The organism is Shewanella sp. 10N.286.52.E4 (assembly GCF_041468785.1).
Lineage (GTDB): Bacteria > Pseudomonadota > Gammaproteobacteria > Enterobacterales > Shewanellaceae > Shewanella > Shewanella electrodiphila.
On sequence record NZ_JBFRJJ010000024.1, the window covers coordinates 188100 to 209585 of the forward strand.

Genomic DNA, 21486 nt, shown 5'->3' on the forward strand with positions numbered 1-21486 from the left:
AAATATAAACTATTATCACCTTGTATTCTTATAATTAGGTACTAAAAAATGTTATTAATGCCAAATAAGGACTGGCAGTGGGAATATAATGAAAACTATAAGCAATTAAGTATTTCATTAGGTTCCGAGATGGAGTTCTTAACCCCATACAAAACTAAAGCGCTCATTCCTGATGCATTAATAACATCGGAATTTAGTGTCGAGCACGCTAAATTCTATATCAACTTGCTTGAAACTCTTCCAAAAGTTATCAATATGTCAGATGCTGCTGTTGTTCAAACAGCACTAAATGCAACCGCTGCGCATTTTTTGTTAAAACCACAAATGCCTAAATCTTGGTTTTTTGAAATAAGCCAAGAATGTGTTTATTGTGAAGTCGGTAAGTTATTTAACCTCAATGCTAATGGTACTCGCGTTTTAGTCATGGTGGTTGAAAATAGCCTACAAGCTGCATTAGTGATGGTACTGTCTAAAGAGTGTCCATTATCTGAGAACAAAACTCTGCAGCAATTTGAAACAATTAAAGTGATGCATAATAGACTCAACCCGCTTAGAAAAGCTCAACTTGTGGTTGCTGCATAATCAAATAAATTGTTTCTTCGAGGTTAGCTTCTTTAATATTGGTTTCTCTAACATTGGTTTCTCTAACATTGGTTTCTCTAACATAGGTTTCTTTAACATCGTTTTTTACAAAATTAGTTTAGGCTTCACACTTTAGCGAAGCTTATCTATTATTGTTTTAGAAGCTATAAAGTTTAACTATTCTATATCTATTTTGCTGTATAAGATGACTTTGCAACAAAGTTTACTTCTCACAACATTAACTCCTTTCATCACTTATTATTAGTCAGATGCATGTCTTACTGAGCAACTCTTGTTATTACTCATCGTAAAAATGCCTAGAATAGCTAAAACTCAAAACCTATTACTTGATGCCGTCGTGAGCTTTAAAGGTTCGTTTTAGTATAATCATGTTTATATGAATTAATGAATATCGCTAATCTTTGAAATGTTAAATTTAGCTGGTAAGGTGAAAAGTCATAAATGTTGGAATACTAAAAGACCATGAAGATGAATATAGTGATTAAACCAATTGTTGCAGAACAAGATAGCGAAGTTGCATTAATTATTAAAACCGTTGGCAAGGAATTTGGTGCGATTGGCGAAGGTTTTGGACCGTCAGATCCTGAAGTAGAGCAAATGAGTCAGCATTATCATTACAATAATAAGAGTATCTATTTAGTGGCATCGTTAGATGGGAAAATTTTAGGTTGTGGTGGCGTCGCTTCTTTTAATGAGTCAGAAGATACTTGTGAGCTTCGTAAGTTATTTTTGCTACCCGAGAGCCGTGGATTAGGTATAGGCATGCAACTCACTCAAGCTTGCTTGGAATTTGCTGAAGATATGGGGTTTAAACAATGTTATTTAGATACACTAACCAGTATGACCGCTGCGATTAAGTTATATGAGAAAGTAGGTTTTGAGCATCTTAACCAACCTCTGGATGGTACCATTCACGATGGCTGTGATGTTTGGATGCTTAAAAAGTTTTAGTACAGATTCGGGTTGTTAAATGGCGAGTGATCTTTTCCAACGTTCCCTGTACTCCTTCATCCATTGCACCAATCTTTAATCGAAATTCACAACTCTCAGATAGATTGTCATTACAGCGTGTTCTATTAGATTATTTCCAAAAAAGATTGTTTTCGATAACTATTTTATGATTTTATGATCAATTATTGCTACCTAATTTCAGTTGTCCTACAATCAAATTAAACAAGTATAACCTTAAAATAACTCAGGGATTTATATGTTCGATTATTTGAAAGGCTCTGCCAAAATACATCGTTCAGAATATACCTTTTGGCGCTTTAAACACTTTCACATTTACCAAGTCATGTTGCCTTATTCGGGGTTTGTGCTTTCAGTTATTCCGATATACCTGTTATTTGGTTATTTTGACTATCAGCACTTACAGGAAGATGCGTGGCTAGCAACAATGACCCGCCTGTTTTTTTCTTTTTTATGTGTGGCACTTTTATTATTATTAAAACGTTATTCGCCAAAACATTTAGATTTAGCTGAATTAACTTTAGTGTTATGTGTTTATTGGTCATTGACTTATATTGGCCAAATGGCAATGCACGGAGGGGATTTTAACTATCAATCGGGCGGTATATTGGTCATGGCTTATGTCGGCGCCTTGTCACGCTTGCCGTTCAAAGCCAGTTTTATCGCACTTACATTTATGGCAATTTGTTACGTATGGATGATATCTCCTTTAAGGTTAGAGCATGATTTTGCAGAAGAAATAGATCGTTTATCTATCATGTCGGCTATTTATATCATGTGCCTTATTGCTTGTTTAAGACGAGAGTCTGAAACACATACAAGTTTTGAACAATATTCACAAATCCGCAGTCAGCAACTTAAGTTAAAAGCCAGCCAGCGTAAACTATCGCTACAAGCGGTAACCGATCCATTAACCGAATTAAAAAATAGACTCTACTTAACCCAAAATGCAGCTCTATTTGTCCAAAATGCAAAGCAATCAAAGCAAGGTATGAGTTTACTCATGATTGATATAGATAACTTTAAATCAATCAATGATGTATACGGGCATCAAGTGGGTGATAATGTGATTTATGGTGTTGCACAAATCATCAGGCAGCATTGTGGACGTTATACAGGGATGAACATTCGATATGGTGGGGAAGAGTTCTTATCGGTATTCCATTGCTTTAGTGAGTCAGAGCTACAGCAAATTGCGGAATCAATATTAACCGACGTGGCAAAACTCTATTGGCCTGATAAAAACTTAAGAGTCACCGTTTCTATTGGTTTAGCTACCAACAAAAATCAGTCATTGAATATGCATGAGTTAATTAATCAAGGCGATAAAGCTTTATACCTAGCGAAACAAAAAGGTAAAAATAGAATCGAAATATATAGCGATAAGCCATAGTTATAGCTCTAGTTATAGCCCTAACCCTAACCCTAACCCTAACCCTAACCATAAAGCGGTAGCAGCGTTTCTGTTTTAATTTTCTTCATTTAAGCATTAATATCTAATATAAAATATTATTGTCTAATTAAAGAATAACTAACCATGACGGGCAGTTAAGTACTTGCGAGATGTAAATACATCAACTACTTTTACTGAATAGTAACTCTTTATATTACAAATTTTTCGTCGTTAAATTAGATGGTTAACACTAGTAATTATCTCAATTTTTATGCCTCTTTGATGTTTAAATTGTTGCATTAGTTGTAGTGTGAAAAACAGACTAGATCTATCGATAATATTTTTATTTAGATATTTGTAGCGTTAAACCCTAAATAATTCCCATATATGGTCGATTGTATAGGTGTGGTATTTCTAAACTTAATTAAGTGGTATTTGATCTGGGAAGCCTCACAGTGATCACGCATGTGATCTAATCCCTATTATAAGAATACGGTGATATATCATGAATGCTGTCTATCTTTTCTTTCGTAAAACAAGCATTGCAAATCGCTTACTAGCAATGATTATCGTGGCTGCATTTGCCACTATCCTAATGTTCTTCTTCGCTTTTAATCGTATTGATAATGTTCTAGTACAAGAAAAAGAATCGAAGTTAACTTCTTTGGTTGGGGTAGCGAGTTCAGTTATTTCGCAGTTTCATCAGCAGTCACAAGAAGGAAAATTAACCGAGGCTGAAGCAAAGGCGGCGGCAATAACAGCGCTAAATGAACTACGTTATTCTGGCAATGAGTATTTTTTTACTATCAACCTTGATGGGATAATGGTGCAGCATGCTTTCGCTAAAAAATTAATCGATACTAACGTGTTATCAATGCGTGATCCTGATAATGTTCCTTTATTCCAGTTAATGATTGAACGTACAAACTCCGCTAAGAATGCCACTGTGAATTATATGTGGAATAAGCCAGAACAAGATTCACCTAGTCCTAAAATGAGTGTGGTAGAGCGTTTTCAACCATGGGGATGGATTATCGGAACCGGCATTTATATCGATGATATCCAAGCTCAAAAGACAGAATTTGCTATGCAATATTTAATACTTTTACTGATTGTATGGTTGCCAATCATCATTATTTTGTTTGTCATTACTCGCAGTATTGCTGAGCCCATGTCGCAAACCATTACTGCTTTTGAGAATATTGCGAAAGGCGAAGGGGATTTAACATTAAGGTTGTCTGAAGCTGGTCAAGATGAATTAAATCAAATCGCGCAAAATTTTAATATTTTCACTGATAAAATTCAGAAGTTAGTGACCTCGGTCGCGGATTCTGTGTCAGAGAGTCATACCCTGGCTAATGATTTATCGACTATTTCTTCACAGGCCAATCAAATATCTTCCAACGTGCAAATGGAAACTGAAAATGTCGCCACTGCAATTAATGAGATGTCGATGACTGCAGCTGAAGTGGCTTCAAACGCCCAAGCTGCAGCATCAAGTGCTAATGTTGCTGATAGCGAAGCGGATAAAACGGCTGAGATTGTTGATAATGCGATAGTGAAAATTGGCGATTTATCCACGGAACTTCAACAAACTGAAATTGTAGCGAAAGGATTAAAGGTCAGTTCCAGCCAAATAGGGCAAATATTGGATGTTATTGTAGGTATTGCGGAACAGACTAACTTATTGGCTCTGAATGCAGCGATCGAAGCAGCAAGAGCTGGTGAAGCTGGTCGAGGTTTCGCAGTTGTAGCTGATGAAGTAAGAACATTAGCGAGCCGAACTCAAGATTCTACCCGCGAAATTAATGGCATTATTGATGCTATCAGAGAAGCTATTGAAAATGTTAACCAGTCAGTCGAACGCGCGATAACGCAATCTGATGAAACGGTGACAGAAACCCAAAAAGTAGAAGCTGCACTCAACTCGATTAAAACAGCGATTGGTGACATATCGCAAATGAACATTCAAATTGCTGGCGCAACTGAAGAGCAAAGCGCTGTTATATCTGAACTTAATATGAACATTACAAGAATCAATGACATGTCTGTTGAAAATAAAACTCACAATGAACAACTTTCTAATAGCAGTATACAAATAGCAGAAGGTTCTACTCAATTAGAAAGTATTGTTGGTAATTTTAAAGTCTAATAACTTTTCGAATACTCAGCTTTTGTGTCATTGATACAAATTTTCTATCAATGACAGAATTAACTGTAAAAGCTAACTCGCTTTATAAAAGTCATCACTCACTTAGGTCATATGTTTATCTGGTATATTATCTTAAGTGAGTTTAACGATAGGTAAATTGCTACAGCGGATATTGATGATTATATTTAAGATAATTTAATGCTGTATTTCAGAAATGTCATTTTCCCAAAGACATCAGTTTTATCTGAATAAAATATAATGAATATCTTCAGAGTTGAGTGTATAACTTACTTTGTATTCATTTCTCATCTTGTTTTAATTTCAACATAATACTTAACACATCTTGATAAGAGATTTTGAACTCTCTAGAAAGCAGAATAACTTTGGCTTTATATGTCTGAATATGCTCTTGTTTTACGAGTTCGGTTTGCTTTTCTTCAACTAACTCAGAAACGACTTCCTCAAGAATTTTGATACGACGTAAGCTGTAATCTAAAGAAGACAAATAGGTCTTCATTTGAACTCTGTTACGAGCATTCTCTAAACTCTTAGTGGTACGATTTTCAAAATCTAATTCATCGAAAGCATTAATAACATTTTGTAAATTAATATCTGTCATATTGAAAACTACTTAGAAAGGTGGGTTAATGAATAGCAATAAGGATATTGCAGTGTTTTCATCCATGAACAATCAACTATAGCGACAGTCTATTCAGATTAATGAATTGTTTCAATAGCTATACACGTTTATATTAATGATAGTCTTATTAAATTAGTACATGGAGTGTGAGATGTTAGATTTATTGCCTGATTTATTTGATTATTACGAAGATAAACTGACTTTGGTTCAATCGAATTGGAATACATATGGTGGTAAAACTATTTTTTATGGCGAAATAGTGACGGTTAAGTGTTTTGAAGATAATTCAAAAGTTAAATCAACATTAGCCAGTTCAGGTAAAGGAAAAGTCCTAGTCGTTGATGGTGGCGGTGCATGCCGACGTGCGTTATTAGGTGATATGATTGCTGAATCTGCAGCAAATAATGAATGGGAAGGGATCATTATTTATGGCGCAGTGCGTGATGTTGGCACCCTTGCTACTATTGATATTGGTGTTCAAGCACTTGCGAGTAACCCAATCAAAACCGATAAAAAAGATGTCGGCCTAGTGAATGCGAATATTGAAATCGCTGGAGTCACAATAAAACCTAATATGATGGTTTACGCCGATAAAAATGGTATAGCAGTCTCTGAAAAACCTTTAGATTTAATGGTATTAAGCTAAACTCATATATAGAACAGAATTTCTCATTAAATTTCAATTTGCTTACAAGGATGCAAACATGAAGGCACTTAAATGGCTATTAGGTATTATGGCTAGTTTGATTTTAATACTGGTTGTGTATTTAACGGTATTTTTTGATCTCAATAGTTTTAAACCACAAATTGTAGATGCGGTAAAAGAACAAACTGGGCGTGAGTTTGCTATTAAAGATGATTTAAGTTGGAGTTTCTTTCCTTCTATCGGCATTAACTTGGGCGGAATAACATTGTCCAACCCTGAGAACTTCGCCCCAGCGACTTTTGTTGAAATCAATGAAGCGGTTGCCAATGTGGCATTGATGCCGCTGTTAAGCCAAGAAGTTGAAATTGCCATGCTTTCATTAGATGGTTTGACACTTAACATGGTGACAAAAAAAGATGGCGCTAACAGTTTAGATGGTCTTAGTGGTGACAAGGCTGCCACAGCACCTAAAGAAGAGGCCGCACCTTCAGAAAAAAGCGATTTGCAACTTCAAAGCCTACAAATCGGTGGCGTATCAATTACCAATACTAGGATTAATCTCATTGATGAGATTAGTGATACCAAACAAGTCTTCATGTTAAATAGCTTAACCTTAGGTGAGTTCTCGTTAGGCAATGCTGCTGATTTTGCTTATGACTTTTCAGCGCAGATGCCTGATATGACGGTAAATAGTAACGGTGAAGGCCAATTGACTGTGCAACATGATTTATCGAAAGTGATGATAAGTGGTTTTTCTATCAATACTGATGTAGCCGGTGACAGTATCCCCAATAAGAAGTTATCAACCCAACTAGTCACTGATATTAATGTTGCACTTGATTCGCAAACACTTCAGGTTGCAATTAGTAAGCTGTCAGCAATGGATATTAATGCTACTGGTGACATCAAAGTGAACTATGGCAATAAGATCCCGAAAATTAATGTGCAGATGGATTTTGGTGATATAGACCTTGATTCCATAATGCCAGCAAGTGAACAAACTGAAACCAAAGAAACAGAGCAAGTTGCTTCAACAACACCTGCCGAGGAGCCCGATTTATCGGCGCTTAAAACGATTGATTTAACCTTAGGCATGACGGTTAAGTCGATAAAGGTTTCAAATTTATTAACTCAAGACTGGAAAATGAAAGCGACTGTGAAAGATGGTATTGCTAATCTGAGTGATTTTTCAGCTAATTTGTACGAGGGTAGTATCACAGCTAAAGCAAAACTTGATGGACGCCAAAAAGTGGCAAGTTACAATTTCGAGCAAACGCTTTCAGGGGTACAATTCCGTCCGCTATTAAAAGATGCTGCTGATATTGATTTAATTTCTGGCGCTGCAAACTTTAATGTCAAAGGTTCTGGTAAGAGTTTAATCCCTGACAACTTGAAGAAAAACCTATTAGCAAATGGTGATTTTGCTATTGCTGATGGTTCGCTTTACGGGGTGAATATTCCGCAAATGATCCGTAGTGCTCAAGATAAGTTAAAAGGGGATTTATCAGCTAAAAATGATGAAGAACTCAAAACTGACTTCACCAGTTTAACCGGTTCTTATTCACTGAAAAATGCGGTATTTACTAACCCAGATTTATCAATGGCTTCGCCATTAATACGTTTAGCTGGTAATGGTAGTGCCAATATTGACTCGCAAACTGTTGATTATAAACTTACGACATCTGTCGTTGGTTCACTTGCTGGTCAAGGCGGTGGCAGCGATGCGTTAGCTGGTGTGGATATACCTTTAACCATTAAAGGCAGTATGCAAGACCCTAAATTTGGTATTGATACTAGCGCATTGTTTGATGCTAAGTTAAAAGGTGAAACTGATAAACTAAAAGATAGCTTGTTTAAAAAATTAGGAGGGTTTTAATGAAACGTTTTATAGGTTGCTTAAGTTTACTGTTAGTAGGTTGTAGTGCGACAAGTACCGATGTTACAGCACAAAACAGCAAAGAGGCAGCGGCAGAGGTAAAACCCGTAATGCAAGCCAAAACAATTATGTTAGGCGCTGGAGTCTCAACAATGGCTGAAACACTGTTAGTAGGTTTTTTAGAAGCTAAAGAATATACCGATCCAAGTAAAGCAATGTCATTGACACATACAGTCACTAACAGCCAAAGTCGTAGTGTTAATCTACGATTTAATTCGGGAATGACAGCTGATTTGTGGTTATACGATCCTAAAGGGCAAAAGGTATGGTCATCATCGCAAGATATGATGTACACCCAAGCGTTAAGAGATGTGACGTTAGCACCAGCACAAACGATTAAATCTAGATTCAGTGTTCCTGCTGCGATTATGGAAAAAGTTTCAGGCCCTGGTTATCGCTTTGAAGTAAAATTTGCAGGTAAAGCCGAAGGCAGTAGCTTACCGTTAATCAATGCAGGTTCAACGCCGCTTATCGTTAAATAAAATAGCTTATTGAACTGATTTAGTATGCATGAAATAAAAAACGGCCAGTGATTTCACTGGCCGTTTTTATTAGTTGTGCTATTGAATGTTAATGAATGCTAGATTATAGAATGCGGCATTCATCGACAATCTTCACTTCATTAGATTAACAATGTTACGCGTTCACTTTACTCACATCAACAACGAGTCTTAACATTTGACCTGGTTGAATGTACTTAGTGTTATGCAGCTTATTCCACTTGATTAAGTCATCGACAGAAACATTAAACCGACTAGCGATACGTGCTAAAGAATCCCCTGAACGCACTTTATAATTAACCGTACGCTCTGTGGCATTACTAGACGTTGTACTGCCAATCGTCAGTACTTTACCTATGCTTAATGCGCCATTTTTAGGTAATCTATTCCAGCGAATTAACGCATCTACAGAGACATCAAACTGACGTGCAATAACCCATAATGAATCGCCAGACTTAACGGTATACGTCATCGCTTTAGGTGTTAACTGGTTTTGTGCTAATAGCTCATCGGTTGTTAAATCAGCCCCTTCAGGTGGAACTGGAATTATAAGATATCGGCCAGCACGGATATTGTTGTTCTTTAGGTTATTACTAGAACGGATAAACGAGGGTGAAGTATCGAAACGTTTCGCAATGTGACTGACCGTATCACCAGATTGAATTTTATAGCGATGCCAATTTAGCTTTGATTTTGGATCTAATTGGGCAAGCTTTTGCTCAAAAACATCTTTTTTGTCGTAAGGCACAACCAAAGTATGGGGACCATCAGGTGATGTCGCCCAGCGGTCAAGCCCAGGATTTAAACTTTTAAGCTCATTAATATTCATATCTGCTAAATCAGCAGCAAGCTTTAAATCCATCTGACTTTGGATATCAACGATGGCGATATGAGGTTCATTACTGATAGGTGTTAGATTAATGCCATATTTTTCAGCATTTTTAATAACGTCAGATAAGGCAATTAACTGCGGGACATAGCGCTGTGTTTCTCTAGGTAATGATAAAGCCCAAAACTCTGTGCTTTTACCTGCAGCTTTATTACGGCGCACTGCATTATTTACACGGCCTTCACCAGTATTATAAGCTGCAATGGCATACAACCAGTTCTCGCCTGTACGGTCGTACAGGTATTCAAGAAAATCTAATGCGGCAATCGTTGCAGCTGGCACATCACGGCGACCGTCGTACCACCAGTCACTCTTTACGCCAAAATGATTGGAGATAGGTGAGGTTAATTGCCAGAGTCCAGACGCAGCACTTGCTGAATAAGCTGAAGGGTCGAATGAGCTTTCTACAATAGGTAATAACGCGATTTCGATTGGCATATCACGTTTTTCTAGCTCTTCTACAATGTAATGAAGATATGGCTCAGCACGTTTTGAAACAATTTCCAAATGTCTAGGGTTAGCCAGATACCAGTCACGATACTGATTAACCAGTTTATGATCATCTATCGGCATTTCCATTTGTAGGCTAATACGCTGCCATACATCGGTAATTTCAACTGGTTTTTCAACTTTTACGATAGTGTCTTCAGGCTCTACAGGCTTTTGAATAGCAATCGGCTCTGGGGTCGGTTTTGGTGTTGTAAGAGTTTGACAACCTGTTAAAAAGGCCATTCCACCAATAAAAATATATAAAGATTTGTGCATCAAAAACAATATTCCTAAGTCTTGCAAAACAGGCTCAACAAGGTTGTAAGCCTAAAGTATTGGTCAAAATTAAAGCGGCATTGTAGAGCAAAACACGCTTAATGTCTTTGCTTAGTTACGTTTGCTTGGCTTTGTCAGTATTTTTAAAAATTATTTTTCCATTGTCTTAATAGGGTAAATGTCTGTAAATCGGTCGGATTCTCTACATTAAATTGCTCAGAAATAGATTGTTTGATTTCTGTACAATTACTTCTCAGAAATGGATTAATTGCTAATTCTGTTGCAATAGTAGTAGGGATTGTTGAAATGTTGTTCTCTCTTGCCTTGTGAACTGACTGTTGATATTGCTGCAGTGCACTATTATTCGGCTCAACAGCGATGGCAAAGGCTAAATTTGCTTGGGTATATTCATGGGCGCAATAGACTTTTGTATTTGCATTTAAGGATGATAGATTCGCTAAAGAAGCCCTCATTTGTTCAGCCGTTCCTTCAAATAATCGTCCGCAGCCGCCACTAAAAAGGGTGTCGCCACAAAATAAGGTGTCCTCTATTGAATAAGCAATATGACCAAGGGTATGGCCTGGCACTTCGATGACCTTAACAGGGCTGCTTATATGGGGTAGTGACATTGTCTGATCATGTTCGATTAATTGAGTCAGACCACTAATTGTTTCTTTGCTAGGGCCATATACCGCTAACTGCTGTTGATGAGCTTGCTGTAGTTCAGCGATACCACCGGTGTGGTCAGCATGATGATGGGTAATCAAAATACCCACTAATTCTAGTTTATTGCCTTGAGCATCAGCTTGATTTAAATAGGTTAATACACTCTGTGCACAACCTGGGTCGACCACATAAGCTTTGTTAGAATTAGCTTGATGGAAAAGCCAAATATAATTGTCATTAAAAGCTGGGATGGTAATAACTGAGAGCATGAAAGCAACCTTGATAATAGATGAAGCTACAGATTAACGGATTATCTTAAAGACGCCAAATAATGGCCTGCCACTTGAGAGTCTTGTATACCTTATCTGAACAAATTACCTTGATTGAATCATCTATTAAAGCGGAAATACAGACTAGAAATGAAGAGCATATGTTGATACAGAATTGGTATTGATCGTTAAACTTTGAGCGGCTCGCATGTTGGTAGCCAAAGTCCAGATATTCGAAAATTCAGCTTAATTTACCTACTGTTGTCAATAGCATAATTTATTGAATCGCCTTAGGGACTTTAGTTCAAAAAAACTCAAAAATCGTTATACTCAAGTGAGGCGTTACAATCTTAAAGGGTTATTGTTCATGTCAAAAAATGAGAAACCGCAGCAATGGCATCAATTACCTTGTGGTGATGAGATCCAATTAGCAGTTGAGCAGCAACTGGCTAGTTGGTGGCCAAGAATATTCGGTTATCATTTACTTAAACTTGGCCCTCTTAGCCATCAAATCTCCAGTTTACACTGCAACATTGCTCGTCATTTTTCTATTCACGATGGAGAAGGAGCATCAATAATTGCTGACCCCCACCATTTACCGCTCAATAGTGGTTCTATGGATGCGGTATTAATGAGCTTTCTTATAGAGTTTGAACAAGATCCTTACCGGTTACTTAGGGAAGTCGATAGAGTGATGATCAGCGGTGGTTATATCTTTATTTGCGGGTTTAATCCGGTTAGCACTGCATTTATTGGAAAGGTTATGCCTAAATATCAAACAAAACTTCCTTGGTCTGGACAATTCTTCATGCCTGCAAGGGTCAAAGATTGGCTAGGGCTTTTGGGTTATAAAATATTGCAAGATGAACGATTTATATATCATCCACTTATTGGCGATATTAACCAAGGTGCTTGGTGGCAAAACCGAATTGAGCGATGGCTTCCTGGTATTGGCAGTGTTTATCTTATTGTGGCGCGAAAAATGGAGTCACCTTTGACACCGATTAGAGAAAAGAAAAAAGCGCGGGCACCTCAATGGGCACCAGCATCAACAGCAGGTAGAACGGGTCATTCAAATAAATTAAATAACCCAAACTAAGTTAAATTTATTCAGGCTTATAGTTTTCATCTTCTTGCTCCGGTTTAGCTTCTGCAGCCCACCTAGCTAAATCATCACAGCGTTCATTTTCAGCGTGTCCAGCATGACCTTTAACCCAGCGCCAATCCATTTGGTGAATTTGACTGACTGCATCGAGGCGTTTCCATAAATCGACATTCTTAACGGGTGTTTTAGTGGATGTTATCCAACCTCTTTTTTTCCATCCGTGGATCCATTGCGTGATCCCTTGACGCATATATTGGCTATCACTCGTTAAAATAATATTACACGGTTCATATAAGGCTTCTAATGCTATGATTGGGGCTAATAATTCCATGCGATTATTAGTGGTCAATTTAAATCCGTCAGACAATTCTTTGGTTTGCTGCTTATATTTCATTACAATACCGTATCCGCCAGGACCTGGATTACCCAGACATGAGCCATCAGTATAAATTTTGATTTGTTTTAGTTCTGACATCAAATTGTTACCATACAATACGTATTAATTGCGGCAATTATACTTAAATACACAACTATTAATTGAGTTACCTATGAATATTATTTCTAGCGCAAGTCGCCAGGTTATTTTAGATACAGAAACAACGGGTATGAACCAAGCAGGCGGGCCTGTTTATATTGGTCACCGCATTATTGAAATTGGTTGTGTTGAAGTCATTGACCGTAAATTAACCGGTAGAACTTACCATCAATATATTAACCCTGGTCAGCTCATTGATCCTGAAGCAATTGAAGTACATGGCATCACTGATGAACGAGTAGCAAAAGAGCCTCGTTTTCATCAAATAGCCCAAGCATTTATCGACTTTATTGATGGCGCTGAAATCGTCGCACATAACGCACCGTTCGATATCAGCTTCATGGATCATGAATTTGCAAATCTTCAACCCATCGGCCCCAAAACTGCTGATATTTGTGGCATTCTCGATTCATTAACCGTTGCAAAACATCTTCACCCTGGGCAAAAGAACAACCTTGATGCCCTGTGTCGTCGTTATGGTATCGATCTTTCTCGTCGTACCTATCACGGCGCGTTATTAGATGCCGAAATTCTTGCAGATGTTTATCTGATCATGACGGGCGGACAAATTAAATTTAATTTGTCCAATGAAAAAGCGGGGCAAGAGGGTGGCGGGATACAATTAATTGATCAAAATGAGTTTAATCTTAAAGTGATCTCAGCTACGGCCGATGAAATAGTATTACATGACGAACGTCTTGATTTAGTCAAGAAATCGGGGAAGTGCCTCTGGAGAGGTGAAGCCTAAAAATTAAGGTAAAAGCGCAAGTAATGAATGGAATTAAACCGTATTTAATGTCACTGGCATTGTCACTGCTAATACTGATTGCGAGCACCTTTTCTCAATCGGCGTTAGCTGTGCCATATACACAGGCCACTGAACTTAAAAATAGGTTCAGAATTGATCATATGGTCGATGAACTGACATTATTAGTGCAACGTGAATACGGCTCCGCGCCCGTTATTGTCATATTACCCGATGGTTCTAAATGGTATGCCGATAGGCATCCTGAGTCTGTCAAATGGGTTGATGGCTTGACTGGTGATATGATAAAAATCCAAAAGCCAATGCCTGGTCCATGGCAGCTATTGGGCAGTTTAGCGCCCAATTCAACCATTCAAAAAGTGTCTAACCTTGAAATTGACGTTGAGCCAATTCCACAGCCTTTATTTCAAGGCGAGCGTTTAAAAGTGACATCGCGTTTATTAGGGGATGGATTAACAGTCAGGCTGCCCGGGCTTGATTACATGATTGAGTGGACAGTCAAGTTTGCCAGTCATCATAAAAACACTGACGCAAACTTTACCACCGGAACTGTCATCGTAGGTTCCTATAAAGACAATGGCGAAGGGCTAGATGAAGTACCTGATGATGGTATCTTTACTGGTAAGAAAAACCTCAATCAACCGTGGGGGAATTACACCTTAACGGTTGAAGCTCGAAATAATATATTTCAACGAGAAATTAGCTACCCATTTTACTTATCAGAAAAACCGATTGCTGTAGATGTAATTGAACCCGAAGATAAATTAAACGGTGTTTGGCATCTTCAGTTAAACGTTGATGACGACGTTTTACAACTTGAACAAACTCATTTTCATTTTGATATTGTCGGACCCGCTGGCCTTAAGTTACCGATAAGCTTTAATGAGGTTCAGTTCGCTGAAACCTTACTCGCTATCCCATCGGTCACTGGCTTTGGCAGCTATCGAATTAAAGGCTCTGCAGTCTCAACGACTATCGAAGGCCGTGAGATTGTACTGGACTTACCCGAGCAGTTTTTCAATTTAATTGAACCCCCTGCGCCACCACCATCAGCCGAAGAGTTAGCCCAGCGTGCAGCGATTAAAGCAGCGCAAGAAGAGGCAGCAGCAAAAGACAAAGCCATATTCTGGATTTTAGTCATCAACGGCAGTTTATTAGTGATTGGCATTCTAGGTTTAATTATTTGGCGCAAGAAACAAGCGCTAAACAAAGCGTTAGCGGCAACAAAACTGCGTTTAGAACAAGAGGGTGGTGCTGAGAATACTGACGAACCAAGCATTGATGATCTTGATTTAACCATGCCAGACGAAAAGTAAGTACTACGGTGGAGCTACAATGTTAGCTCCATTTTTAATCATCTCACCATCAATCTTCTATTAGCTAATCATTTAGCGTGTTAAATAAAGCTTATTCACATTATGGCACCCAATCCAAAAAGCGACATTTATCACTAAAATCAAATCTTTGGGACTCACTTTTAACTTCCTTGTTACGGCTGGGTTTCTTTTTGTAAACCTTCTAGTAACCCACATTTTGGAACAAATTCCAGTTTTATCATCACACCATGGATATTAAAAATTCCTAAATCCCAATCTTTTTCATCATTTACGGATGCGATGGAAGGTTATAAATAAAAATAAGGTGATGTAATGAAAAACTGTGTAGTTAACGCCAAGCTAAAGTCATCAGATGTTAAATCTTTTAAATTAAACAAAGGATTGAGCCTAATAGGGCTAGTGGTCGCCAGCGCACTTGCCGCAACAAATGTAAGCGCATCAGTGATTGATGACACTGACGTGAACTTTGGCGGCTATATAAAAGTCGATACCATGTTCAGTGATTATAGTAATGGCGCACCTGACTCTGGTTCAATCTCAAGGCAGTTTTATGTGCCTGGCACTATCTATGGCGTTGATGGTAATGGCAGTCAGGTTGTTGATTTTCAAGCTAGGGAATCAAGATTTAATTTTAAAACGGTTAGCAGTATCGACGATCATAAATTAACGAGTTTTATTGAGTTAGATTTTATGACACATGCTGATGGCAATGAACGTGTTTCTAATAGCTATTCGCCGCGTATTCGTCATGCCTTTGTCAGTTTTGACAATTGGACTGTAGGCCAGTCTTGGACCACTTTTCAAAACCCAGCAGCGTTACCTGAAAACCTTGATTTTGTTGGTGCTGCTGAAGGGACACCGTTTGTTCGTCAAACGCAAGTTAGATATACCAATGGTGGGTTTCAATTTTCATTAGAAAACCCCGAAACAACACTAAATGCTTATCAAAGTACAAGCAGAATTGTGAGTGGTAGTGGCATGGTGCCAGACGTTGTCGCACGATATAACATTAAAACAGAGCAGGGGGCTAAGTTTTCTGTTGCCGGTATTGCAAGACAGCTCAATATAGAAACCGAAATCAATGATATTCAGTTAGATGCCACAGCTATGGGTTACGGTGTAAGCGTTAGCGGCATACTTCCCGTCGGAAAAGATGATTTAAAGTTTACAGCGACATATGGAGAAGGTTTAGGTCGTTATATGGCATTAAATTATGTAAATGCCGGCGTTATTGATGCTGATGGCGATATTGACACCATTTCATCCTATGGGGGTTTTATTGCTTATCGTCACTGGTGGAATGATAAATGGCGTACTAGCTTAACAGCTTCAGCCTTTAGTGCTGATAACAATACCAGCTTGATGGCAGATGAGGTCAATAAAGACTCATACTCTGGCTATGTTAATTTACTCTATTCACCTGTTAAGCCTCTGACAGTAGGTGTTGAGTACATGTACGCTAAAAACAGTAAAGAAAATGGCGATGAAGGAGAGTTAAATCGCATTATGTTTTCAGCTAAATACGTATTGTAACTGCTTAACGTTTTGTGGCTCACTTTAATGCTAGCTTTTTCATGTTTAAAAGCAGTATTGATAGGAGCTTTAAAGCAGCTTATCAAGCTATAAAAGTCTATAGCTGACCAGACAGTAGATCAGCTATGGACTCAAGCTTGCTTAAGTATTCACGCTTGATTAAGTATTCACGCTTGATTAAGTATTTATCAATAAATAGGTTCTTCTTTTGAAAAAAGAGAGTAACCCCGTGGTTAATTACTGATTAGATATTTATTGGATATGAGTTTTATCGTTTGATGAAAATAATGACATCACAAGAAGGGCACTAAACTGGTTTATTTACATCCAAAAAGCTCATGAATTAAGCTTGGTTGAACATTTTTTGGCTAAACAGACAAAAAAATAAAAAAAACGGTTGACGGTTTTTGACGACATCTCTATTATTCTTCGCAACTTAAGTGGAGCGGTAGTTCAGTTGGTTAGAATACCGGCCTGTCACGCCGGGGGTCGCGGGTTCGAGTCCCGTCCGCTCCGCCAGTTAAGTTACTTAGATTATGTTTATTTGTTTGATACTGTTCATAACAGATAGCACAGTTTAGGAGCGGTAGTTCAGTTGGTTAGAATACCGGCCTGTCACGCCGGGGGTCGCGGGTTCGAGTCCCGTCCGCTCCGCCAAACAGATCAGCCCTTGTCATATGACAAGGGCTTTTTTGTGTTCAAAATTTACCTTTCACAGTTTGCTTAATTTTTACGTATTTCAAATCAACACCTTATGATGTTAATGAATCTTTAATTAAATGCGTCTAATCTATTAATTATCACTTGCTCTACTTAGGTATTTAGTATTTTATTACTGTAAGTAAAATACAAAGAACATCGGCAAAGATACAGCTAAGCACGTTAGCGCTTTTATAAGGATATATACATGGTGGAACACATCACAGGCATGCTCGCACTCATTGGTGTGTTGTCTTTATTGTGTCAGTGGATCGGCTGGAAGTTACGATTACCTGCAATTTTACCGTTATTGCTGTGTGGACTTTTGTTAGGACCCGGTTTAGACATTTTAAATCCAGACGCCATTTTTGGTGATTTACTGTTTCCTATTATTTCTTTAGGGGTTGCAGTCATCCTGTTTGAAGGCGCATTAACGCTTAACTTTAAAGAAATTAAAGATCACGGCCGCATGGTGACGAATTTAGTCACTTTTGGTGCTTTTATCACTTGGGCATGTATTGCTCCTGCTGCACATTGGTTATTGGGCTTTGAATGGCCTATGGCACTGTTATTTGGCGCTTTAGTTGTGGTAACAGGGCCAACGGTTATTGTCCCTATGCTTCGTACAGTAAGGCCTAAATCAAACCTTGCCAGTATATTGCGATGGGAAGGCATTGTGATAGACCCAATTGGCGCTATTCTTGCGGTTTTAGTTTATGAATATATCGCAGTTGCTGCCGCAGCAGACCCAACCACTCATGTATTGTCTGCATTAGGTATTACTTTACTACTGGGTTTTGGCTTGGGCGCTATAGCTGGCTATTTAATTGGTGTCGCGTTAAGAACCAATGTCTTTCCCCATTATCTTAAAAATACGGCTGTGCTAACCATCATGCTAGGCATGTTTGTTGGTTCTAACTTAATTCAAGAAGAATCAGGTCTGCTGACTGTAACCGTAATGGGAATTTGGCTGGCCAATATGCGCGGCGTGGATATTGCGGATATTTTAGAGTTTAAAGAAACTTTAACGGTGCTGTTAATTTCTGCACTTTTTATTTTATTAGCTGCAAGATTAAATTCAACAGCCATGTTAGATCTGGGTTGGGGTGGTATTGGTGTATTAATGGTTGTAATGCTGGTGGCGAGACCATTAAGCATTTGGATTTCAGGCATTGGCACTAACTTGTCCCGCTCTGATAAATGGTTTTTAAGTTGGGTTGCACCGCGCGGTATTGTTGCAGCGGCTATCTCATCACTATTTGCGATAAAGCTAGAAGCTATTGGGGTTAACGGCGCGAGCTCAATTGTGCCATTAGTTTTCTTAATTATTATCGGTACAGTCGTTATTCAAAGTTTGACTGCAGGCCCATGGGCAAAATTTTTAGGCGTTAAAGCGGATTCATCACAAGGTTTACTGTTATTTGGCGCATCTAAATTTTCACGTGAGTTAGCTAAAGTGTTAACTGAGAAAAATGTCAAAGTCATGCTTGCTGATAATAACTGGGATAATATTCGTCAAGCGCGTATGGCAAATATTCCAGTGTATTTTGGCAACCCAGCTTCAGAGCATGCCGATAACTTTATGGACTTAAGCGGTATAGGCCGAGTACTAATCCTGTCACCTTATCGACAATTAAACCCACTAGTGAGTTTTCATTTTCAGGACTATTTTGGCAGTGAAAAAGTTTATGGTTTAAATAATGCTGAAGGCGGAAGTGCTAGACATCAATTGTCTGAATCATATTTACAACGTTTATGCTTATTTGGTGAGTCTGTCTCATATGCACGAATTGCCAGTTATATGGCTAAAGGTGCGGTCATCAAGGTGACTAACATCACTGAAAACTTTACGTTGGAAGACTTTAAATCTCGTTATGGCGAAACTGCAATGCCATTAATTTATTTGACTAAAGATCAAAAAGTAAAAATTGTCTCAGGTATTGAGCAAGACTTACCGATAGGCATCGAGCTCATCAGCTTGTTACCACAAGAGGCCCAAGAGCAGGATGTCATCCAACGTAACTTAAAAGAAGTGGCTGATAGAGAAGCAAAACTGCTAGCAGAAAAAGGGCAAGCGGAAAAACAACAAGCTGAGCAAAATGAAACGCAAGCAACGGATAAAAAACCGTCCAACAGTCAACAAAAGCCTCAGGAATAAAAGTCAGTTTATAATGAATCAATAATCAGTAACAAAAAAGGCTTCGTGTTAACGAAGCCTTTTAGTATAAGAATTTGAATTAATTCAAATGCTTATATTATTCTGTGATTAGTGTTCAGCGATAACTGATAAGACAACTTCGTGATGATTTTTAGTTTTAAATTTATCAAACACGTGCGCCACTTTACCGTCTTGACCAATTAAGAAACTTAAACGATGGATGCCATCGTAGATTTTACCCATAGGATATCACCCTTGGAAATAATTTGAGACATAAAAATTGACAAATATCAATGAAGCCTATACTTAACAGTGAGTTAGATTAATAAATTTTCCTTTTGAATCCTAATTATATCAGTTGTCATATTTTTTTGTAAACAGGGCTGTTTTTGACGCTTTTTAGAGTTGTGAACTGTCATAAAAAGTTTAGGCGGTGCAATGGTTCATAGCTGATTGTCATACGGAAGAGCAGTCTGCAAATTTGGGTAAGAACATTTATCAGGCCTGTAAGCCTCCCTTAAATTATTAGGATTTTAAGGGAGAGTTACAATATTGCGCCTTGATTTTGTAACTTAATCAAGTAGGGTAAGTCTACACTTAAAAATAAGAGGTGAATAAAGATGTCAGAAGAGAAAAAGCATGGGGGATATCGTCAAGGTGCTGGTAGAAAAACTAAATATGAAAAAACAACGGTAATGCGAGTGCCTGAAAAGTATAAAGAGGTCATTAAGCATCTAATTAGCCATCTAGATAACACCGCTGGGCTAAGCCATCATTTTAATGAATCTGAATCAGAGCCTTTATACCTTCGGTCTTTAGAGGATAAAAAACAACATATAACTTTCGTTACTAAACCCTTTAAATGAGGCTAGCGCATATATATTCAGCACATATAATTTCCTATAAGTTATCTTGAAAAAGTTACAGAATCAAGTTGTTTGTTTTCTAGGAGTACTACGAATTTTGAATTCGGGAGTAATCAATCACCACGACAATAAAGTTTGAAACTCACTTATGCCCCGAAATGTGTTTGAAATGGATATCTCTCGAGGTTTAGTCATTTGTATTTACCCACAATAATCTAATATCACCTTCAATAGAGTGGCCAAATTCGCTATACCACTACACTTTTTCTAATCGATTATGACCGCCTTACTTGTCGTCCAAATGACTGGTTGCCTATACAGGTATAACTGATTTTCTTCAAATTGAGATAATTCTGACGCCAAAGGATGCGTAAAATGAGCTTTTTACGCATCGATAATTTTGTAACATTCTAGAAAACCCATACATATCAGTCTACTGCGAAATTTTTTAAAGTGTTGTATAGACCTCGTAAACAAAGACGCATTGTTTTTCCGGCAGTATTTTGAGCATTATTTACGTATTCGCAAAAATATTCGATTTACAACAATAACTTAGCGATGGTATCTTTGAAGTTTGAATTGAGCAGCCTGGAACATTATTGTGCTGCTATTGAATAAGCTGTTATGAAACAAGGAGGCTACATTGGCAGAAGAGTACTATAGGAAGTCGGTAGAGGGCTTCGAAGTTGTTACTGAAGCAGGTAAAAAGCCGGAACCATTTATGGTGACAACGAACGGAGTGGATTATGAGCAACTAAAAGTCACGGTCTTGGAGAAGTTCACTAATGTTGTTGAAGCTACAAAAGAACTTGATAAGCGCGAAAAAACCGATATACAGGATTTTATTGAGTCTAACCAAGAACTAGTCAGCGACGGGCTTGAACGCTGGTTGAATGAATCAGATTTAGTTGGAACCGCACATAGTTACTTGACTGAAATATTCCCCAATCTACCAGAGTTGGATCGGTTGTCAGAAGTCTTAGTTGAATTGCTAATGCAACTGTCAAAGTTGCTGTAACTGTTTCATAACAAAGCATTTAAGACGGATTCCCAACGCTC

The 21486-nt window shown here is 38.0% G+C and carries 19 protein-coding genes, 2 tRNA genes and 1 pseudogene; 17 read left to right on the forward strand and 5 right to left on the reverse strand.

Features of this window, described 5'->3' with window-relative positions; genetic code table 11:
• The first annotated feature begins 48 nt into the window (after window positions 1-48).
• The 5 genes from AB4153_RS14710 to AB4153_RS14730 all read left to right on the forward strand — a co-directional run bounded on the left by AB4153_RS14710 (window position 49) and on the right by AB4153_RS14730 (window position 5117).
• Window positions 49-582 (forward strand): cell division protein ZapC, encoded by a 534-nt coding sequence (locus AB4153_RS14710; protein ID WP_102528744.1) that lies wholly within the window; start codon window positions 49-51, stop codon window positions 580-582.
• Window positions 572-718, forward strand: coding sequence for a hypothetical protein (locus tag AB4153_RS14715; RefSeq protein WP_371997965.1), 147 nt, complete (start codon window positions 572-574; stop codon window positions 716-718). Before AB4153_RS14710 ends, AB4153_RS14715 begins: the two co-directional genes overlap by 11 nt.
• Before the next feature lie 347 nt (window positions 719-1065).
• On the forward strand, window positions 1066-1554 hold the full coding sequence (locus tag AB4153_RS14720) for a GNAT family N-acetyltransferase (protein WP_229370304.1): 489 nt from the start codon (window positions 1066-1068) through the stop codon (window positions 1552-1554).
• Window positions 1555-1810: 256 nt separating this feature from the next.
• Entirely contained in the window at window positions 1811-2965 is a 1155-nt protein-coding gene (locus AB4153_RS14725; RefSeq protein ID WP_102528746.1) for a GGDEF domain-containing protein, read from the forward strand.
• A 505-nt stretch (window positions 2966-3470) separates the two neighbouring features.
• Window positions 3471-5117 (forward strand): methyl-accepting chemotaxis protein, encoded by a 1647-nt coding sequence (locus tag AB4153_RS14730; RefSeq protein WP_371997967.1) that lies wholly within the window; start codon window positions 3471-3473, stop codon window positions 5115-5117.
• A gap of 298 nt (window positions 5118-5415) precedes the next feature.
• On the opposite strand, the gene AB4153_RS14735 is transcribed toward AB4153_RS14730, so the two are convergent.
• On the reverse strand, window positions 5416-5736 hold the full coding sequence (locus AB4153_RS14735; protein WP_371997968.1) for a hypothetical protein: 321 nt from the start codon (window positions 5734-5736) through the stop codon (window positions 5416-5418).
• A 172-nt stretch (window positions 5737-5908) separates the two neighbouring features.
• Between AB4153_RS14735 and AB4153_RS14740 the strand changes: the two genes are divergently transcribed.
• Genes AB4153_RS14740 through AB4153_RS14750 form a run of 3 tightly spaced genes read left to right on the forward strand, consistent with a single transcriptional unit; the run spans window position 5909 to window position 8821 of the window.
• Window positions 5909-6403 carry a putative 4-hydroxy-4-methyl-2-oxoglutarate aldolase gene (locus tag AB4153_RS14740; protein WP_102528749.1) on the forward strand — a complete coding sequence of 165 codons (495 nt, stop codon included), beginning with the start codon at window positions 5909-5911 and terminating at the stop codon, window positions 6401-6403.
• A gap of 58 nt (window positions 6404-6461) precedes the next feature.
• Complete coding sequence (locus AB4153_RS14745; protein WP_371997970.1) at window positions 6462-8279, forward strand: AsmA family protein; 1818 nt, start codon at window positions 6462-6464, stop codon at window positions 8277-8279.
• Window positions 8279-8821, forward strand: a complete 543-nt coding sequence (locus AB4153_RS14750) for a BsuPI-related putative proteinase inhibitor (protein ID WP_102528751.1) — start codon at window positions 8279-8281, stop codon at window positions 8819-8821. The genes AB4153_RS14745 and AB4153_RS14750 overlap by 1 nt, the downstream gene beginning before the upstream one ends.
• Window positions 8822-8975: 154 nt before the next feature.
• Here AB4153_RS14750 and AB4153_RS14755 read toward each other — a convergent pair whose 3' ends face one another.
• Both AB4153_RS14755 and gloB read right to left on the reverse strand, forming a co-directional pair.
• Window positions 8976-10493, reverse strand: a complete 1518-nt coding sequence (locus tag AB4153_RS14755) for a LysM peptidoglycan-binding domain-containing protein (RefSeq protein WP_371997971.1) — start codon at window positions 10491-10493, stop codon at window positions 8976-8978.
• Window positions 10494-10636: 143 nt separating this feature from the next.
• Window positions 10637-11428: a hydroxyacylglutathione hydrolase gene (gene gloB / locus AB4153_RS14760; protein WP_371997973.1), complete on the reverse strand. Its 792-nt coding sequence runs from the start codon at window positions 11426-11428 to the stop codon at window positions 10637-10639.
• Window positions 11429-11795: 367 nt separating this feature from the next.
• Here gloB and AB4153_RS14765 point away from each other — a divergent pair, with 367 nt between their 5' ends.
• On the forward strand, window positions 11796-12527 hold the full coding sequence (locus AB4153_RS14765; protein ID WP_248955311.1) for a class I SAM-dependent methyltransferase: 732 nt from the start codon (window positions 11796-11798) through the stop codon (window positions 12525-12527).
• 7 nt (window positions 12528-12534) lie between these two features.
• Here AB4153_RS14765 and rnhA read toward each other — a convergent pair whose 3' ends face one another.
• Window positions 12535-13008 carry a ribonuclease HI gene (gene rnhA / locus AB4153_RS14770; RefSeq protein ID WP_102528755.1) on the reverse strand — a complete coding sequence of 158 codons (474 nt, stop codon included), beginning with the start codon at window positions 13006-13008 and terminating at the stop codon, window positions 12535-12537.
• 73 nt (window positions 13009-13081) lie between these two features.
• Between rnhA and dnaQ the strand changes: the two genes are divergently transcribed.
• From dnaQ to AB4153_RS14800, 6 genes are all read left to right on the forward strand, one after another.
• Window positions 13082-13816, forward strand: a complete 735-nt coding sequence (gene dnaQ / locus AB4153_RS14775; protein WP_371997976.1) for a DNA polymerase III subunit epsilon — start codon at window positions 13082-13084, stop codon at window positions 13814-13816.
• 23 nt (window positions 13817-13839) lie between these two features.
• Entirely contained in the window at window positions 13840-15150 is a 1311-nt protein-coding gene (locus AB4153_RS14780) for a TIGR03503 family protein (protein ID WP_229370289.1), read from the forward strand.
• Window positions 15151-15483: 333 nt separating this feature from the next.
• Window positions 15484-16704 (forward strand): DcaP family trimeric outer membrane transporter, encoded by a 1221-nt coding sequence (locus AB4153_RS14785; protein ID WP_371997978.1) that lies wholly within the window; start codon window positions 15484-15486, stop codon window positions 16702-16704.
• A gap of 442 nt (window positions 16705-17146) precedes the next feature.
• Window positions 17147-17223 (forward strand) — tRNA-Asp (locus tag AB4153_RS14790).
• 61 nt (window positions 17224-17284) lie between these two features.
• Window positions 17285-17361: transfer RNA gene (locus tag AB4153_RS14795), tRNA-Asp, on the forward strand.
• Window positions 17362-17611: 250 nt separating this feature from the next.
• The gene (locus tag AB4153_RS14800) at window positions 17612-19561 is read left to right on the forward strand and encodes a sodium:proton antiporter (protein ID WP_102528758.1); all 1950 of its coding nucleotides are present in this window, start codon (window positions 17612-17614) and stop codon (window positions 19559-19561) included.
• Between the two features lie 108 nt (window positions 19562-19669).
• Here AB4153_RS14800 and AB4153_RS14805 read toward each other — a convergent pair.
• A pseudogene (locus AB4153_RS14805) lies at window positions 19670-19804 on the reverse strand (thioredoxin-dependent thiol peroxidase); the annotation flags it as partial.
• A gap of 377 nt (window positions 19805-20181) precedes the next feature.
• Between AB4153_RS14805 and AB4153_RS14810 the strand changes: the two are divergent.
• Together AB4153_RS14810 and AB4153_RS14815 are read left to right on the forward strand one after the other, a co-directional pair.
• The gene (locus AB4153_RS14810) at window positions 20182-20427 is read left to right on the forward strand and encodes a hypothetical protein (RefSeq protein ID WP_102437785.1); all 246 of its coding nucleotides are present in this window, start codon (window positions 20182-20184) and stop codon (window positions 20425-20427) included.
• Window positions 20428-21070: 643 nt separating this feature from the next.
• Complete coding sequence (locus AB4153_RS14815) at window positions 21071-21445, forward strand: hypothetical protein (RefSeq protein WP_102437116.1); 375 nt, start codon at window positions 21071-21073, stop codon at window positions 21443-21445.
• The last annotated feature ends 41 nt before the right edge of the window (window positions 21446-21486 follow it).

Coding starts and splice junctions, on each gene's coding strand:
- AB4153_RS14710 (WP_102528744.1), top strand. CDS start 49: ATGTTATTAATGCCAAATAAGGACTGGCAGTGGGAATATAATGAAAAC.
- AB4153_RS14720 (WP_229370304.1), top strand. CDS start 1,066: ATGAAGATGAATATAGTGATTAAACCAATTGTTGCAGAACAAGATAGC.
- AB4153_RS14725 (WP_102528746.1), top strand. CDS start 1,811: ATGTTCGATTATTTGAAAGGCTCTGCCAAAATACATCGTTCAGAATAT.
- AB4153_RS14730 (WP_371997967.1), top strand. CDS start 3,471: ATGAATGCTGTCTATCTTTTCTTTCGTAAAACAAGCATTGCAAATCGC.
- AB4153_RS14735 (WP_371997968.1), bottom strand. CDS start 5,736: ATGACAGATATTAATTTACAAAATGTTATTAATGCTTTCGATGAATTA.
- AB4153_RS14740 (WP_102528749.1), top strand. CDS start 5,909: ATGTTAGATTTATTGCCTGATTTATTTGATTATTACGAAGATAAACTG.
- AB4153_RS14745 (WP_371997970.1), top strand. CDS start 6,462: ATGAAGGCACTTAAATGGCTATTAGGTATTATGGCTAGTTTGATTTTA.
- AB4153_RS14750 (WP_102528751.1), top strand. CDS start 8,279: ATGAAACGTTTTATAGGTTGCTTAAGTTTACTGTTAGTAGGTTGTAGT.
- AB4153_RS14755 (WP_371997971.1), bottom strand. CDS start 10,493: ATGCACAAATCTTTATATATTTTTATTGGTGGAATGGCCTTTTTAACA.
- gloB (WP_371997973.1), bottom strand. CDS start 11,428: ATGCTCTCAGTTATTACCATCCCAGCTTTTAATGACAATTATATTTGG.
- AB4153_RS14765 (WP_248955311.1), top strand. CDS start 11,796: ATGTCAAAAAATGAGAAACCGCAGCAATGGCATCAATTACCTTGTGGT.
- rnhA (WP_102528755.1), bottom strand. CDS start 13,008: ATGTCAGAACTAAAACAAATCAAAATTTATACTGATGGCTCATGTCTG.
- dnaQ (WP_371997976.1), top strand. CDS start 13,082: ATGAATATTATTTCTAGCGCAAGTCGCCAGGTTATTTTAGATACAGAA.
- AB4153_RS14780 (WP_229370289.1), top strand. CDS start 13,840: ATGAATGGAATTAAACCGTATTTAATGTCACTGGCATTGTCACTGCTA.
- AB4153_RS14785 (WP_371997978.1), top strand. CDS start 15,484: ATGAAAAACTGTGTAGTTAACGCCAAGCTAAAGTCATCAGATGTTAAA.
- AB4153_RS14800 (WP_102528758.1), top strand. CDS start 17,612: ATGGTGGAACACATCACAGGCATGCTCGCACTCATTGGTGTGTTGTCT.
- AB4153_RS14810 (WP_102437785.1), top strand. CDS start 20,182: ATGTCAGAAGAGAAAAAGCATGGGGGATATCGTCAAGGTGCTGGTAGA.